Consider the following 15357-nt stretch of genomic DNA (forward strand, 5'->3'; position numbering starts at 1 on the left):
GTGGCTCCCAGTAGGCATTTCGTCGCCATCGAAGCAAAGACGTTCGGGCGGCACCTATTTTTTCACCGTAATCTGCTCGAACGCTCCGGCAACGATTTGCTGGTGCGGGATATCGATCATCTGCGCGATGCGGTACGCCAGGTTCGGATCAATCATCCTTTTACCATCCGCGCCTGGATCGTACTACCCGATCATCTGCATTGCGTGATCGATCTTCCGTCTGGCGATACTGATTTTGCGACACGTTGTCGCTTGATCATTGTTGTTTTTTCCAAATCCATTCCCAAAACTGACGCTTTCTGCAGTGCGCTTGCGACGCGGCGATTGCGCGATTTGGCAACGTCGTTATTGGGAGCATTTGATACGCGACGAACGGGATTTCGCTGCGCACATGGACTACGTGCATATCAATCCACTCAAGCATGGTTTGGGCAAACACGTGGCGGACCGGCCATTTTTAACGTTGCGCCGTCCGGTGGATTTAGGTGTTTTCCTACCGATTGGGCGAGCGGTGTTGAAGACGGCACGCAATATGTTGAGTAGACATACGGCGCAATGCGCTGCGCTTATTGACGCCCTACAAGTTAATAGTTACGCTGACGCGTATTGCGCCTTACAGCTTTCAACATCGTCAACCGTCGATCGCCGCCACCCCGCTGACCGGCTCCGCCGGGCTTGTTGACCAATTCATGGACCTCAGCGCCATTGACCGGCGTTAGCCGCTCGCGAATGGAACCTCCCGGCCAGATGCGGACATTCGAATTCCTATATACGATATTGCGGCAGCCAATTTTCCGTGGCAGCATACTCCGCATACTGTCAACGGTACGATGTTAATAAGAAACGCTCCAGCAAGCTTTGCTTGCTTCCAACCGCAGTTTATGTCAATCGGTAAGTTCGATATGCGCCCAGACCAACTTTACGATCAAGCCCTCGCACACATGGAACGTACGGTCAACATCCTTGCGCAGCGAGTACCACAACCGCAGCAGGTACCTTACGACGACAGCTTTGTCTTTCGCCATGTCGAGAAAACCGTTCATCAAGCTTTGGTGCAAAAACTTGCTCGCCTCGTGAGCAGTCTGCACGCCGCTCGTCTCCTGACGATGTACGGCTTTGTTCAAGAGCAGGCCGCGCTTCAACGCATTCTTGACGAGCTTCAGGAGGACATCACTTTTCTTGCCTATGGCGTCATTTTCGGTAAGTGGACATCGCTGCACCAGGATTATCTTGACGCTTTTTTTGAGGAAGAGTTCGATGCAAAATCTGCTATTGAATCTACCCAAAAGCGGCCAATGTTGCCACGCAAAAAGATTCGTGCCTGGATAGCTGCCGTGGACGGACCGGACATGGATCCCAGTAGAGGTATCGAACTCATGCGGACCATTAGCAAGGCATATTCTGGGTATGTGCATGCCGCGTCGCCGCATATCATGGACATGTACGGCGGTAACCCTCCGCGGTTCCATATGCGCGGGATGTTAGGTACGCCTCGGCACGATGAGCACAGTGCGGATCTCTGGAACTACTTTTATCGCGGAATTATCGCGTTCGGCTTTGCTGCGAAGGCGTTCGGCGACGATGACCTGTTCAACACTATTCGGGACTTTGTCGACGAATTTGCTCGCGTCACAGGAAATAACTACCAATCAAATGAGTGGGACGAGATTTAACTGGTCGGCAAGCATCTAGGAAAATGGAAAAACATGGGCGGCTTGCGCCGTCATAGATTCGTTTGCTCACTTGACAGAGTCCGGCTAATGGGCGTCTGCTTCCGGGAATGATGACTGACTGCCATGGGACCTGAACGGCCGTGCGCCTTGCCGTAGGTGGCAACGCCAGCGAATTGATCAACGGCGTCAAACACATAAGGGCAATCATGACCGGCACTGTGGTCAAGTCACGCCAGCGTTATTGTTTTTCGCTTGATCAAAGCAAACTCAGCATCGCATCGCGGCGCCAATTGCCGCCGCTGAAAATCCTCACTCCCGCAACATTAAATCCCCGATCGCCGCCGCCAGAAACCGCGCCGCCTCGCCGCCCGTCACGACCCGATGATCGAACGTCAGGCTCAGTGGCAGCACCCGATGCACCACCGGCTGGCCATCGACCGCCAGCACCTGTTGATGGATGCGTCCGGCGCCAAGAATCGCGACCGTTGGCGGCACCACGATCGGCGCCGCGTACTTGCCGCCGATCATGCCGAAATTCGACAGCGTGATGCTGTTGCCGCGCATTTCTTCCGGCGGGATGCTGCGGGCCGCGACATCGGTCCGCATCCGGTCCAGCCCGCGCCGCAAATCGGCTGCATCGCGGTTGGCGCAATCGCGCAGGACCGGCACGAACAAGCCGTCCGTCAGGTCGACCGCGATGCCGACATCGATATGGCTGACTACATTCAAGGTCATCGTGCGGCCGTCATACCAGGCATTGAGTCCCGGTTCGGCGCGGCAGCCGGCGACCAGCGCGCGCACCAGCCGTATCGTGATGTCGGCGTGCGCGGGCCAGGCCTCGATATCGGCATCGTCGATCACGGTCGCGGCCGCCACTTCGCTTTGCGCACGTGCCATGTTCTGCGCCATGGCGCGCCGCACGCCGCGCAGGCCTTCCTGGGGACCGGCCTGCTTGACCGGCATCGTTGCGGCGTTCTGCACATCGGCCACGGTGATCACGCCGTCCGGGCCGGATGGCGTGACCTGGGCCAGTTCCAGGTTGAGCTGTCGCGCCAGTGCGCGCGCCGCCGGCAGCGCCTTGACCGCAGCGGCGCCGTTGCCGGCTTTGGCGGGTGCCGCGGGCGGCGCTGCCAGCACCTGCTGCCCTACCGGTACCGCGCCGACCACCGTGCCGGCATCTTCCTCGCCTTCAAACCCGACCAGCGGCGCGCCGAGATGCACCAGCTCGCCCTTCTGCCCAAATAACTTGGCGATCTTGCCTGAATACGGCGACGGGATTTCGACGATCGCCTTCGCCGTTTCGACCGACAGCAGCGGCTGATCGGTCACCGTTTCGTCGCCGGCCTGCACATGCCATTCGACGATTTCGGCTTCCTGCAGTCCTTCGCCCAGATCGGGCAGCTTGAAAATTTTCATCGCGACTCCGATGGTGGTTCGATGCGGACTACCGGCGCGACGTTCACGCCGCTTCCAGCGTCTTGCGCGCGGCGCCGACGATGCGCTCTACGCTGGGCAAATATTGGTATTCGAGTTTGGCCAGCGGCACCACCACGTCGTAGCCGGTGACGCGCTGCACCGGCGCCAGCAGATGATACAAGGCATGCTCGGCCAGGTTGGCGGCGATCTCGGCGCCGACGCCGCAGCTGCGCGCGGCCTCATGCACGATCACGCAGCGACCGGTCTTGATCACCGATGCGAGGATGCTGTCCATATCGAGCGGTTTCAAGGTCGCGACATCGATCACCTCGGCCGCGATGCCTTGCTGCGCGAGTGAATCGGCCGCGGCCAGCGTCTCGTGCAGCATCGCGCCCCAGCTGACCAGGGTCACGTCGCTGCCTTCGCGCAGCGTAAAGCAGACGTCGAGCGGCAGCGCCTCGCCGTTGTCGTCGACCTCCTGCTTGAACAGACGGTACATCCGGGTCGGCTCCAGAAACATCACCGGATCAGGATCACGGATCGCCGCCAGCAACAGGCCGTAGGCGTGCGCCGGCGACGATGGCATCACCACCCGCAGGCCGGGGATGTGGGCGAACAATGCTTCCGGGCTCTCGGAGTGATGTTCCGGCGCGTGGATGCCAGCGCCGCACGGCGAGCGCAGCACCAGCGGGCAGGACAGCCGGCCACGGGTGCGATGGCGCAGCCGCGCGGCATGATTCAGGATGTGGTCGATGGTCGGATAGATGAAACCGCTGAACTGGATCTCCGCGACCGGCTTCAAGCCCATCGCGGCCATGCCGATCGCAGCGCCGGCAATCGCGGATTCGGCCAGCGGCGTGTCGAGCACGCGCGCGCTGCCGAAGCGCTGCTGCAAGCCGACGGTCGCACGAAACACGCCGCCGTTGACGCCGATATCCTCGCCCAGCAACACCACGCTCGGGTCATGTTCCAGCGCATGAGCCATGGCCAGATTCAGCGCCTGCACCAGGTTGATTTCAGCCATGTTGCGCTCCGTTGGCGGGGGCCAGTTGCAGCGCCATCGCGCGCTGCTGCTGCAATGCTGCCGGCAGTGTCGCGTACAGGTAGTCGAACATCGCCGTGGTCGGCGGCGCCGGCGTCGCCAGATAGGCGTCAACCGCCGCGTTGACCGCGTCGCTGCCTTGGCGGATCAACTGTTCCTCCTGCTCCTTGCTCCAGGCGCCGCGCTGCAGCAGGTATTGGCGCAACCGCACGATCGGCTCGAATTGCCATTGCTGCTTCACCACGTCAGCATCGCGATAACGGGTCGCGTCGTCGGCGGTGGTGTGGTCGCCCAGCCGGTAGCTGAGCGCCTCGATCAGGGTCGGACCGCCGCCGCCGCGAGCCTTGTCGAGCGCCTGCTGCGCGACCTGACGCATCGCGACGATGTCGTTGCCGTCCACCTGCAGCCCGTCGATACCGGCCGCAATCGCCTTTTGCGCCAGGGTCTGCGCTGCTGTCTGTGTGGTACGTGGCACGGAGATGGCCCACTGGTTATTGTTGATCACCACCACCAGCGGCGCTCGCCAGCTGCCCGCCATATTCAGTGCCTCATAAAAGTCGCCCTTGGAGCTGCCGCCATCGCCGAGGATGCAGACCGCGACGCGTTGCTCGTGGCGCAACTGAAACGCATAGGCCGCGCCGGCCGCGTGGCAGACCTGGTTGCCGATCGGGACGCAATTGGGAAAGTCATTGCGCGGCACCGCAAAATTACTGCCGGCCTCGTCACCGCTCCAGTACAGCAGGCTTTCGGTCATCGTGACGCCGCGCATGAATTGCGCTGCATGGTCGCGGTAGGACGGAAACAGCGCGTCCTCGGGCCGCATCGCGCCGGCCAGTCCGACTCCGATCGCCTCCTGCCCGAGCGACGACGCGAAGGTGCCGAGTTTGCCGGTGCGCTGCAGCGCGATCGCCTTGGTGTCGAATAACCGCGTTTGCACCATCGCCCGGTACATCGCGATCAAATTGGCCGGATCTTGCGCAAATTCGGGCCAGGGCCGCGTCGCTTGGCCCTGAGGATCAAGAAATTGGGTGTACTCGATTTCGAAACGGGCGACGGTAGACATGGCAGCTCCCTGTTTGCCGCCCAGTGTAGCGCTGCTCCGGCCCGGCGCCTACAGCAAGACCGCGCCAGATATTGATGAAAAGCATGCCTTTGCGCGATTTTTCATCTGCGGTGCTGCCGTGAGCAGGCCCGACGCCACGCCGCCCACGCGGATTGGGTGGCGCCGGGTCGGCCGCCGGTACCGTCAGGCGCCGATATTGCCAAACCGGCCGCTGTTGAAATCCTGCATCGCCTGCCGGATTTCCTGCTGCGTGTTCATCACGAACGGGCCGTAGCCGACCACCGGTTCGTCGATCGGCTCACCGCTCAACATCAGTATCGTCGCGTCGGTGTCGGCCTCGACCCGCACTAGGTCGCCGGCGCGATCGAGCAGCACCAGCTGGGCGGCGCCGGCGCTGTGCGCGCCATCCGGTCCGATCACCCGCACGCTGCCATGCATTACGATCAGCGCCGCGGTATGGCCTTCCGGCACACGAAAGTCGGCGCCATGTGCGCCCTGCAGCCGGACGTCCCAGACATTGATCGGCGTGAAGGTGTGTGCCGGTCCGCGCTGGTCGTCGAAGTCGCCGGCGATCACGCGCACCCGGCCGGCGTCCTGTCCCTGGTCATCGTACAGCGTGACCGCGGGAATCTGCGCATCGAGTATCGACTGGTAAGCGGGCGCCGCCATCTTGTCCTTGGCCGGCAGGTTGACCCACAGCTGCATCATCTCGAGCTCGCCGCCGTCGCGCGTCAGCGCCTGCGAATGAAATTCCTCATGCAGGATGCCGGACGCCGCGGTCATCCATTGCACGTCGCCGGGGCCGATGCGGCCGCCGCTGCCGGTCGAATCGCGATGTTCGACCTCGCCCTTGTAGACGATGGTGACGGTCTCGAAACCGCGGTGCGGATGCTGGCCGACGCCGCGCGGAGGGGCCGCCGAGCCGGGTTCGAATGTGGTCGGACCGGCAAAGTCGAGCATCAGGAACGGGCTGATCTGCGCCCCCAGCGTGTCATAGGAAAACATGGTCCGCACCGGAAAGCCGTCGCCGACCCAGTGCTGGCTTGGTGCCCGATGAACGCCCAGAATCTTTTTCATACATCCTCCTGCCAAAGTTGACTATGTCGCTTACGTTGACGATGTTGATTGCGCCGATTACGCGGATCTGGTCGACCCGCGACGCATCGATGGCCGGCGCCCCGGTCAGCATCCGTCCAGCCTACAGATGCGGTCAAGCGGGCAGCCGACAAGACCGCCGGCGTGGGAAACAGTGTTGCGTATGGCGGCACAATTACGGCAGCGGTATCCATTCCGTCTCGCCCGGCACCTTGGGAAACCGCCCGTTCTGCCAGTCGTCGCGGGCCTGATGGATTCGCTCGAGGCTGGACGAGACGAAATTCCAGTTCAGATGGCGCGGCCCCGCCATCGGCTCCCCACCTAACAGCAGAGCACGCGCCGGCTGCGCACCGGTTTCCAGCAGGTGGCTGGCACCGTGCTGCAGCACGGCCAAATGATTGGCAGCCACCTCCATGCCATTGATACGCAGGCTGCCGCCGGCGACATACAAGCCCAGCTCCTGCGCGCTGGCTGGCAGTTCGTAGCGCGTACCGGCGTCGAACTGCAGGTCGGCATAGGTGGTCGGCGAGCGCGTGCTGACCGGTGACGTCAATCCGAACGCGCTGCCGATCAGCACCCTGGCGGACAGGCCGTGCTGCGACCAGTTCGGCAATTCGGTGGCGGCGTAATGCGCAAACTGCGGCGCCGACGATTCATCCGGCTCCGGCAGCGCCAGCCAGGTCTGGATGCCCTGCACCAGCACGGCCTCGGTGCGGATATCGGCCGGCATCCGTTCCGAGTGAACGATTCCCTTGCCAGCGGTCATCAGGTTGATCGCGCCGGGTTCGATCCGCTGTACCGTGCCGATGCTGTCACGATGCACCATGGCACCGGAAAAAAGATAGGTCACGGTCGCCAGCCCGATATGCGGATGGGGCCGCACGTCGCCTTCGGTCGTGCCGGCTTGGAACGTGGCCGGGCCCATGTGATCGAGGAAAACGAAAGGCCCGAGGTGGCGCTGCTGCGCCGACGGCAGCAGGCGCTTGACGGGAAAACCGATGTCTTTTTCGTGCGGGGCGACTATCGTGATCATCTTGTATCTCCGGTTCCATGAATATCGATCAGAATTATCATGTTACTCGCCACGATCAAAACAGGGAGGACGGCCTGCCCGCCTGAGCGGCAGCAAAGAACGGCAGCGTCGAACATGGGGAAGATCGATAGCGGGCGATGCGATCAGCCGCTCCGCCCGCTGCCATGATTACAGCACCAGCGCTGCTTCGATATGGGTGGTGGCCGACGCCATCGCCTGTTGCGCGGCATCCGGCCCCATCGCCAGCCCTTCGGCATAGATGAACTGCACGTCGGTCATGCCGAGAAAGCCGAGGATCGTCTTCAGGTAAGGCACCTGGCTGTCGGCCGGGGTATCGCGATACAGGCCGCCGCGAGTCAGCGCGACATAGACCTTCTTGCCCTTGAGCAGGCCTTCCGGTCCTTTTTCGGTGTACCTGAACGTGACCTGGGCGCGCGCAATGGCGTCGATCCAGTTTTTCAGCTGGGCCGAGACGCCGAAGTTGTACATCGGCACCCCCAGCACCACTGCATCGGCGGCCTGGATTTCCGCGATCAGCGCATCGTCCAGCGCGACCCGCGCGGCCTGCTCGGTGCTGCGATTCTCGGCCGGCGTGAACAAGGCCTGCAATGCGTTCTCATCCAGTACCGGATGTGGCGTCAGTGCCAAGTCCCGCACAACCACTGCGCTGGCGGCAGCGCTGGTGCGCAGGCGTTCGACGATTTGTTGCGCCAGACGGGTCGAATTCGATGCTTCACTGCGGGCGCTGGAATTGATTTGTAGAATCTTCACGGTGCGGTCCTTTCGAGGTGTGATTGCGATGGAGTCATTGTAGTTGTACCGAAATCGCACCGGAAGTCCATAAAACGGATAACATTGTTCCATTCACGAGACAATAGGATGACTATGGCACTGGAAGCCAACGACCTGCTGCTATTCGCCCGGGTGGCCGACGAAGGCAGTTTCAGCCGCGCCGCCGAGCGGCTCGGCTTGCCGAAATCGACGGTATCGCGCCGCGTTGCGGCGCTTGAATCGCAACTGGGTGAACGCCTGTTGCTGCGCACCACGCGCAAGCTGACCGTGACCGATTTCGGCACCGGCATACTGGCGCACGCGCATCAGGTCGCGGCCGAAGTCGATGCCGCGCTGGCACTGGCACAACACCGGCAGAGTGAACCGAGCGGACGCTTGCGGGTATCGATGCCGCACGATCTGGCCAATACCGTCCTGGGGCCGGCACTGGCCACGTTCGTGCTGAAGTATCCGGCGCTCACGCTGGAGCTGGATTTGTCGTCGCGCCGTGTCGATCTGATCGGCGAGAACTTCGACGTCGCATTGCGCATGGGCGCGTTGCCCGACGATGCATCGCTGGCGGCGCGCCAGCTGACGGTTTTTTCACATGGCATGTATGCGTCACCCGACTATCTGCGCCAACGCGGCATGCCAGACACACCGGAACAGCTGATGCAGCACGATGCACTGCATCTGCTCGGGCGCAGCGGCGAAACCCTGCCGTGGGTAATGCATCGAGATGGTGTGGCATGGCACGGCGAGCCGCCGGTGCGCGCCGCGATCAATGCGCCGGATCAGCTGTTGCGGCTGGCGCTGGCGGGCGCCGGCATTGCGCGCCTGATCGACCGCTTTGCGGAGCCGTATGTCGGCCGTGGCGAACTGCTGCCGGTGCTGCCGGACTGGGACCTGCCGACCAGCACCGCGTGGGCAGTGTTCGCCGGCAGACGCCTGATGCCGAGCCGGACCCGGGTGTTCATCGATATGGTGGTGGCCGAATTTTCACGACCGGAGTGTGTCGAAAACGAAACCGACACTGCGCAGATCACGCGCGCCCGGCGCCTCGCCGCAATCAGTCGCCGCGAAAAAAAATAGACGCATCGTCAAGGTCATTTCATCAACAGCCTGGCCGAGCCGCCTATTTCGTGAATGTATTGTCGGTGCCGATGGTCTTGACCTCTTTCGCATCCTCCACCATCCGGCGCAACTTGATGCGTTTGCGCATCACAGTGGCATGCTGTTCTGCGGTCATCGGCGGCACTGTCATCAATTCCTTCAACAATGCGGTCTGGCTGTAGTTGTTTTTAATCAGGTGGCCCAAAGGTCTTGACTCCATGTTGGATTGCTAACCTAACTCCGGACGCCCCCCGGGACTCGTTGCCCGGTCGCGCGATAACGGGCTTTTGTCATACACACCGATACAGCTATTTTGCACTAGTAAGATGGCGATTTCATGACCGCATCAAGAAAAAATCCACATCTGCACATGATCCTGCCATCGTCGCCATCCCACATTGACATCCAACCCTATACGCACATTAATACAATTAATGTCCGCTCATTTCTATTGGATACTTTCAATATACTCGCAATAGGTACAAAGTGACGTGCATGCCGCGCCGCGCCGCAAACAAACCCGCACCCCCAATCGTCATCATTCACAAATGATATGGCTCATATCAGATATGTGAATTGGCGACATACCGGCGACTGCCGCATAATGCACCTGTCTCCTCTGTATCTCCTCAAGGATATGGATTTAGCCCGCCACTGAGCGGGCTTTTTTTTGTCTGTGCGATGCACTGGTCGGATGCATTCCGCCCGGGCCGATCCTTACGGCGCGCGGTGCGGGCGCAGCACCTTGGCCAGCGCCGCGGTAAAGGTTTCCGGTGCAATTTCTGACTGAATTATTTGCCAAAACTGCCAGAGCAGGTCGGCATCTGCCAGCGCCCGGTGGCGCGCCTGCGGCTGCAATTCGTGGCGGATGATCAGGCTGTCGAGACTATGCTTCGCGTGTTGCGGATACAGTTTGCGCGATAGTTTGACGGTGCACAGGATGTCATTGTGCAGCCGCAGCCCGGCGCCCGCCAACCCGCTGTTGAGGAAACCGCTGTCGAAGCGGGCGTTGTGCGCAATGAACAATCCGCCTTCGAGCCGCGCCGCCAACGCCGGGGCCAGTGTCGCCAATAGCGGCGCATCACGCACCATGTCGTTGCTGATGCCGGTCAGCTGCTCGATGAACGGTGGAATCGGCATTTCCGGATTGACCAATGTCGACCAGCGCTCGACTATGCCCTGCTCGACACAGACGATGCCGATTTCCGTGATGCGGTCGGTGAGCTGATTGGCGCCGGTGGTTTCGAGATCGACAAAAATCAGCTTGCGCTGATGCAGCATCAGCCCGTCGGGCGTTGATCCAATCTGCACCTGATTTTTCATGGGCTGCGCCTCACCGGCTGGTCGCTGTCCTGCGCTGATTGCGGTGGCAGGCATTTGCCCTGCCGCAGCATCTGTTCGCACGCTTGCGCCGGCACCGCCCGGCTGAATAGATAACCCTGGATTTCATCGCAATCGTGTTGCCGCAAAAACGCCAGCTGTTCGTCGGTCTCGACGCCCTCGGCGATCACTTCCAGTTTCAGACTGTGCGCCAGCGAGATGATCAACATCGCGATCGCCGCATCGTCGGCGTCGAGCGTGATGTCGCGCACGAAGGACTGGTCAATCTTGAGTACGTCGATCGGAAAGCGCTTCAGATAGGACAGGCTGGAATAGCCGGTGCCGAAATCGTCGATCGACAACAGGACGCCGAGCGCCTTTAGTTCGCGCAGCACGCCGATCGCATGGTCGACGTCCGTCATCACCAGGCTCTCGGTCAATTCGATTTCCAGCAAATGCGGCGCCATTCCCGTTTCCTGCAGTACCGCGGCAATCGACTGCACCAGGTCCTGCTGGCTGAACTGGCGCGCCGACAGGTTCACCGACATGCGTAGCGTTCCCAATCCGGCCCGCTGCCACGCCTGGTTCTGGGCGCAGGCGGTGCGAATCACCCAGGCCCCGATCGGGAGAATCATCCCGGTCTCTTCGGCCAGACCGATGAAGCGTTGCGGCGGTACCATGCCCAACTGCGGATGCTGCCAGCGCAACAGGGCTTCCATGCCGACGATCTGGCCGGTGCGCAAATTGACCTGCGGCTGGTACACCAGCATGAACTCGTCACGTTCCAGCGCATTGCGCAAATCGCCTTCGATCCGCAGCCGCTCCAGCGCATGTTCGTTCATCGTCGGCGTGTAGAACTGGAAATTGTTACGCCCGGTTTCCTTGGCCCGATACATCGCGATATCGGCATGCTTAATCAGGGTGTCGGTGTCGTCGCCGTCGGCCGGATAGATTGCAACGCCTAGGCTGCAGGTGAGAAAGAATTCATGGTCCTCAATCGTCAGCGGCCGCGCCACCGCATCCATGATGCGCTGCAGACTTGCAGTGACCACATTGGCGTCGCTGCGTTCGGGCAGGATCAATACGAATTCATCGCCACCCAGCCGCGCTACGGTATCGGTATCGCGCACCGCCAGCAACAGCCGTTCGGCGATCAGTTTCAGCAGCAGGTCGCCGGCCCGGTGGCCCAGTGTGTCGTTGACAAATTTGAAGCGGTCCAGATCGACAAACACCACCGCCACCGATTGGCCATAACGCGCCGCGTAGGAGATCGCCTGGTTCAGGCAGTCATTCAGCATGTTGCGATTTGCCAGCCCGGTCAGCGTATCGCGGCTGGCCTGGAACTGCAGCTTGGCTTCATAGTGTTTCATCGATGTGATGTCGTGCAGCGCGGCGACGAAATGGCTGACGACGCCGCTCGGGTCGCGCACCGGGCCGAGATGCAGATCGCACCACAGCGCTGCACCGTCCTTGTGATGGTCCATCACCACTGCCTTGCCTTCGCGCTGGTCTTCAATCGCGGCGCGGATTTCTGCCAGGCTCAGCGGGTCGCTGTCGCGACCTTCCAGCATCCGCAGGCTGCGCCCGATCACTTCACTCGCCGCGAATCCGGTAATCCGCTCAAATGCCGGGTTCACATATTCGATCGGATAATCCGGCGCCGTCGCATGCGCGATCACGATTGCGCTGCTGCTGGCCTCGATCGCGCGCTCGCGCAACTTCAGCGCCAGTTCGACCTGCTGGCGCGCCGCGATATCGTCAGTTAGCAGGTTGTTGGCATGACGCAGCTCGACCGTCTGTTCTTCCACCAGCCGCTGGATCCGGCGTGAGCGCCGCGCCAGCGTCTGCAAATAGGCCGCGGCCAGCAAGCTGAACAGGATGCCGCCAATCAGGGTCAACAGGGAACCAAAATGATTCGCGGCAAACGGCGCCGACGAACCCGACACCACGATATGCCAGGACTGCCCGGCCGCTTCGAAGGTCTGCTCGACGATATGGTCCGAATATGGACGCAACCACACCGGCAGCATCGAGCCGGTGTGGTTGCGTACCGGCGCGTCGCCGTGCCGATAAGCCAGGGTGCTGGGCTCCGCGCGGTCGCTGGCGTACACCGCGATCGCAATGCCCGGCGCGCTCAACAAATCGCCGCCGTTCAGTATTTTTTCGACCAGTGCGCCAGCACGAAATACCGCAGCCGTATCACCGATAGTGAGGTTGCTGCGGGTCGCGAAGTCGGTCGGCGCACTGCCTCGTCGATACACCGGCATCACCACCAGAAAACCGCGCTGCCCGTCCCTGCCCTGCGCCAGACGCAACAAGTCGGTGCTGGCCGGCTGGCCGGTTTCCAGTGCGCGCCGGGTTGCCGCCACATAGTGCGAATTGAGCGATGCATCGAGCCCGAATGCCGGTTCATTGCCGGCCATCGGCTCCAGATAATCGACCACGCTGTAACTGGGCCTGATTCTGGCGGGCTGCAATTGGACGCCCAATTCCGTCACCACAAAGCCGGGAGTGTGCTGCCGCATCTCCGCCTCATAGGCCGGGCGCTCGGCCAGGCTCACCAGACGGTGGAAATTAAAGGCCTGGATATACGGATAGCGCTGCAGCAAGGGCTGCGTGAAGCTATGAAACTGCGCACGGCTGACCGGTTCGACTGTCGCAAACAACTGGTTCAGTACGGTCAGCACCTGGACTGCTTCCTCCAGCCCTTGCCGGACCGCGGCGATGCGCAGGTCGGCCTGTTGCCGGAAATTGAGTGCCGCCTTGTCGTGCTCCAGCCGGCTGACACTGACAAACAGCGACTGGGTGATGATCAGCCCCAATATCAGCGCCAGCAGTGCTGCGAGCGAATTCGAAAAAGGCAGGCGGCGGCGCAGCACGGTCAATGCTCAGAGGAGGCGCAGCACAGCACCGACGCTACTCGGCCGGTCACCGTGAATGGTTCGGAGGTCGCATTAGACGCAACGTGATTTGAATCCATATCGTTATCGGTCAGGTCAGCTTGCGTCGGGACGGCAAGATAGCGGATTTAGAATACTTCCCACTCGTCGTCGCCGGCAGCGGTTGCCGCCGTTGCGGAGCGCGAGGGCCTTGATGCGGCCAGCACGGTGCGCGCCGGCGCAGCTTTTGCAGTCCTGCGAACGGGTGCTGCCATGCTCGATGCCGGCGCGGGCCGCACCGCCGCAATGGCCGGTGTCGCCGCGGTTACCGCTGCGGTCCCGGGCATGCCGTCGAGCCGGAACAAGCCCACCACCTGTGCCAGGTTGCCAGCCTGATCCTGCAAACTATGGGCGGCGGCCGCCGCTTGCTCGACCAGCGCGGCGTTTTGCTGGGTCACTTCATCCATTTGTGCAATCGCCTGATTGACCTGCTCGATGCCGGCGCTCTGTTCTTGGCTGGCGGCGGTGATCTCGCCCATGATGTCGGTCACGCGGCGCACGCTGGCGACCACTTCGTCCATCGTGCTGCCGGCATCAACGACCAGTTTGCTGCCGGCCGTGACTTTGTCGACTGAATCGCCGATCAGGGTCTTGATCTCCTTGGCTGCTGCGGCGCTGCGCTGCGCCAGGTTGCGTACTTCGGTGGCCACCACGGCAAAGCCGCGGCCCTGTTCGCCGGCACGCGCCGCTTCGACTGCGGCGTTGAGCGCGAGAATATTGGTCTGGAACGCGATGCCGTCGATCACGCTGATGATGTCGACGATTTTTTTCGATGAGGCATTGATCGAGGCCATCGTGTCGACCACTTGCGACACCACTGCGCCGCCCTTGAGTGCGACTTCGGAAGCCGAGGCTGCCAGCTGATTGGCCTGGCGCGCGTTGTCGGCATTCTGTTTGACGGTCGTGGTCAGTTCGTCCATCGAGGCGGCGGTTTCTTCCAGCGCGCCGGCGTGCTGCTCGGTGCGCGACGACAGATCCATATTGCCAGCCGCGATCTGGCTCGATGCGGTGGCAATGGTATCGGTGCCGCTGCGGACCTGGCCGACGATGCGGATCAGACTAAGATTCATCTCGTACAGCGCCTGCATCAACTGGCCGGCCTCGTCCGTGCTCCTGACGTCGATCCGGCTGGTCAGGTCACCGGCGGCGACTGTTTGTGCGATCTTGACTGCCTTGTTCAGCGGCCGGGTGATTGAGCGCGTCACCACCCAGGCGAAGCTGACGCCGAGCACGGTCGCGATCGCGCCGAGCAGCAGCATCAGGTTACGGCTGAAGACGAAGGTACGGTCGCTGGCGTCGCCCTCTTCCTCCACCCGTTTCTGCTGAAGATTATTGAGGTCGCGTAGATCGGCCGCGAATGCATGCAGCGCAGGATAGGTTTCGCCGAACGCCAGTTTGGTGGCCTCCTCCCGATTGCCTTGCTTCACCAGCGCCAGCGTCTTGTCGATCGCGGCCGCGTATTTGCCGCCGCTGTCCTTGGCCTTGGCCAGCAGCGCCTTGCCCTCGGCGCTGCGGATCATCGGTTCCAGCTTGGCCATCGCCTCGTTATAGGTGGCGATATTGATGCGCAGCCGTTCGTTCGCGGTGGCGAACTCCGTGTCGTCGCTGATCGCGACGATCTGGAACACCCGGCCTATGCTGCCACGCACATTGTCCAGCGCCTGACCGGCCAATTTCGATTTGACCCATTCCACCTTGACCAGCCGATCGGTACCGTCGTGCAGCTGGCCCAGGCTGATCAGGCCCATGCTTGTGATCCCGAGTAGTAGCAGTAACACAGCGCCAAAGCCCATCCCGAGCCGCACGCCAATTTTCATATTCGATATCTTCATTTTTCCTTGTGCTTGTCCGTTGTAGATTGGGCCGGCTCGATGCGGTATTGCGATGCGAAC

The 15357-nt window shown here is 61.7% G+C and carries 13 protein-coding genes; 3 read left to right on the top strand and 10 right to left on the bottom strand.

Going from position 1 to position 15357, the window contains the following annotated elements:
* Window positions 1–543 (top strand): hypothetical protein, encoded by a 543-nt coding sequence (locus ACFOFO_RS03675; RefSeq protein ID WP_390326346.1) that lies wholly within the window; start codon window positions 1–3, stop codon window positions 541–543.
* 338 nt (window positions 544–881) lie between these two features.
* The gene (locus ACFOFO_RS03680; protein ID WP_390330875.1) at window positions 882–1673 is read left to right on the top strand and encodes a hypothetical protein; all 792 of its coding nucleotides are present in this window, start codon (window positions 882–884) and stop codon (window positions 1671–1673) included.
* A gap of 309 nt (window positions 1674–1982) precedes the next feature.
* On the opposite strand, the gene ACFOFO_RS03685 is transcribed toward ACFOFO_RS03680, so the two are convergent.
* The 6 genes from ACFOFO_RS03685 to ACFOFO_RS03710 form a co-directional block, all read right to left on the bottom strand.
* The gene (locus ACFOFO_RS03685; RefSeq protein WP_390326351.1) at window positions 1983–3089 is read right to left on the bottom strand and encodes a dihydrolipoamide acetyltransferase family protein; all 1107 of its coding nucleotides are present in this window, start codon (window positions 3087–3089) and stop codon (window positions 1983–1985) included.
* Between the two features lie 43 nt (window positions 3090–3132).
* A complete protein-coding gene (locus tag ACFOFO_RS03690; RefSeq protein ID WP_390326354.1) occupies window positions 3133–4113 on the bottom strand; it encodes an alpha-ketoacid dehydrogenase subunit beta in 981 nt (326 codons plus the stop codon).
* Window positions 4106–5194 carry a pyruvate dehydrogenase (acetyl-transferring) E1 component subunit alpha gene (pdhA, locus tag ACFOFO_RS03695; RefSeq protein WP_390326357.1) on the bottom strand — a complete coding sequence of 363 codons (1089 nt, stop codon included), beginning with the start codon at window positions 5192–5194 and terminating at the stop codon, window positions 4106–4108. The genes ACFOFO_RS03690 and pdhA overlap by 8 nt, the downstream gene beginning before the upstream one ends.
* A 183-nt stretch (window positions 5195–5377) precedes the next feature.
* The gene (locus ACFOFO_RS03700; protein WP_390326360.1) at window positions 5378–6271 is read right to left on the bottom strand and encodes a pirin family protein; all 894 of its coding nucleotides are present in this window, start codon (window positions 6269–6271) and stop codon (window positions 5378–5380) included.
* A gap of 193 nt (window positions 6272–6464) precedes the next feature.
* The gene (locus tag ACFOFO_RS03705; RefSeq protein ID WP_390326363.1) at window positions 6465–7322 is read right to left on the bottom strand and encodes a pirin family protein; all 858 of its coding nucleotides are present in this window, start codon (window positions 7320–7322) and stop codon (window positions 6465–6467) included.
* Window positions 7323–7490: 168 nt separating this feature from the next.
* Window positions 7491–8093 carry an FMN-dependent NADH-azoreductase gene (locus ACFOFO_RS03710; protein WP_390326366.1) on the bottom strand — a complete coding sequence of 201 codons (603 nt, stop codon included), beginning with the start codon at window positions 8091–8093 and terminating at the stop codon, window positions 7491–7493.
* Window positions 8094–8201: 108 nt separating this feature from the next.
* On the opposite strand from ACFOFO_RS03710, the gene ACFOFO_RS03715 reads away from it, so the two are divergent.
* A complete protein-coding gene (locus ACFOFO_RS03715) occupies window positions 8202–9185 on the top strand; it encodes a LysR family transcriptional regulator (protein ID WP_390330876.1) in 984 nt (327 codons plus the stop codon).
* 43 nt (window positions 9186–9228) lie between these two features.
* Here the strand turns inward: ACFOFO_RS03715 and ACFOFO_RS03720 are convergent, their stop codons facing one another.
* From ACFOFO_RS03720 to ACFOFO_RS03735, 4 genes are all read right to left on the bottom strand, one after another.
* On the bottom strand, window positions 9229–9426 hold the full coding sequence (locus ACFOFO_RS03720) for a hypothetical protein (protein ID WP_390330878.1): 198 nt from the start codon (window positions 9424–9426) through the stop codon (window positions 9229–9231).
* Window positions 9427–9923: 497 nt separating this feature from the next.
* On the bottom strand, window positions 9924–10529 hold the full coding sequence (locus ACFOFO_RS03725) for a 3'-5' exonuclease (RefSeq protein ID WP_390330880.1): 606 nt from the start codon (window positions 10527–10529) through the stop codon (window positions 9924–9926).
* Window positions 10526–13405 (bottom strand): bifunctional diguanylate cyclase/phosphodiesterase, encoded by a 2880-nt coding sequence (locus ACFOFO_RS03730; RefSeq protein ID WP_390326370.1) that lies wholly within the window; start codon window positions 13403–13405, stop codon window positions 10526–10528. The genes ACFOFO_RS03725 and ACFOFO_RS03730 overlap by 4 nt, the downstream gene beginning before the upstream one ends.
* A gap of 149 nt (window positions 13406–13554) precedes the next feature.
* Window positions 13555–15297 (bottom strand): methyl-accepting chemotaxis protein, encoded by a 1743-nt coding sequence (locus tag ACFOFO_RS03735; RefSeq protein ID WP_390326373.1) that lies wholly within the window; start codon window positions 15295–15297, stop codon window positions 13555–13557.
* Between the last annotated feature and the right edge of the window lie 60 nt (window positions 15298–15357).

Origin of the sequence: Pseudundibacterium arcticum, from assembly GCF_042646465.1 — a bacterium.
GTDB classification, from domain to species: Bacteria; Pseudomonadota; Gammaproteobacteria; order Burkholderiales; family Burkholderiaceae_D; genus Undibacterium_A; species Undibacterium_A arcticum.

Bases quoted from the DNA above. Each gene is read 5' to 3' on its own strand.
- ACFOFO_RS03685 (WP_390326351.1), bottom strand. From the start codon at position 3,089: ATGAAAATTTTCAAGCTGCCCGATCTGGGCGAAGGACTGCAGGAAGCC.
- ACFOFO_RS03720 (WP_390330878.1), bottom strand. From the start codon at position 9,426: ATGGAGTCAAGACCTTTGGGCCACCTGATTAAAAACAACTACAGCCAG.
- ACFOFO_RS03680 (WP_390330875.1), top strand. From the start codon at position 882: ATGTCAATCGGTAAGTTCGATATGCGCCCAGACCAACTTTACGATCAA.
- ACFOFO_RS03725 (WP_390330880.1), bottom strand. From the start codon at position 10,529: ATGAAAAATCAGGTGCAGATTGGATCAACGCCCGACGGGCTGATGCTG.
- ACFOFO_RS03700 (WP_390326360.1), bottom strand. From the start codon at position 6,271: ATGAAAAAGATTCTGGGCGTTCATCGGGCACCAAGCCAGCACTGGGTC.
- ACFOFO_RS03735 (WP_390326373.1), bottom strand. From the start codon at position 15,297: ATGAAGATATCGAATATGAAAATTGGCGTGCGGCTCGGGATGGGCTTT.
- ACFOFO_RS03715 (WP_390330876.1), top strand. From the start codon at position 8,202: ATGACTATGGCACTGGAAGCCAACGACCTGCTGCTATTCGCCCGGGTG.
- ACFOFO_RS03690 (WP_390326354.1), bottom strand. From the start codon at position 4,113: ATGGCTGAAATCAACCTGGTGCAGGCGCTGAATCTGGCCATGGCTCAT.
- ACFOFO_RS03705 (WP_390326363.1), bottom strand. From the start codon at position 7,322: ATGATCACGATAGTCGCCCCGCACGAAAAAGACATCGGTTTTCCCGTC.
- pdhA (WP_390326357.1), bottom strand. From the start codon at position 5,194: ATGTCTACCGTCGCCCGTTTCGAAATCGAGTACACCCAATTTCTTGAT.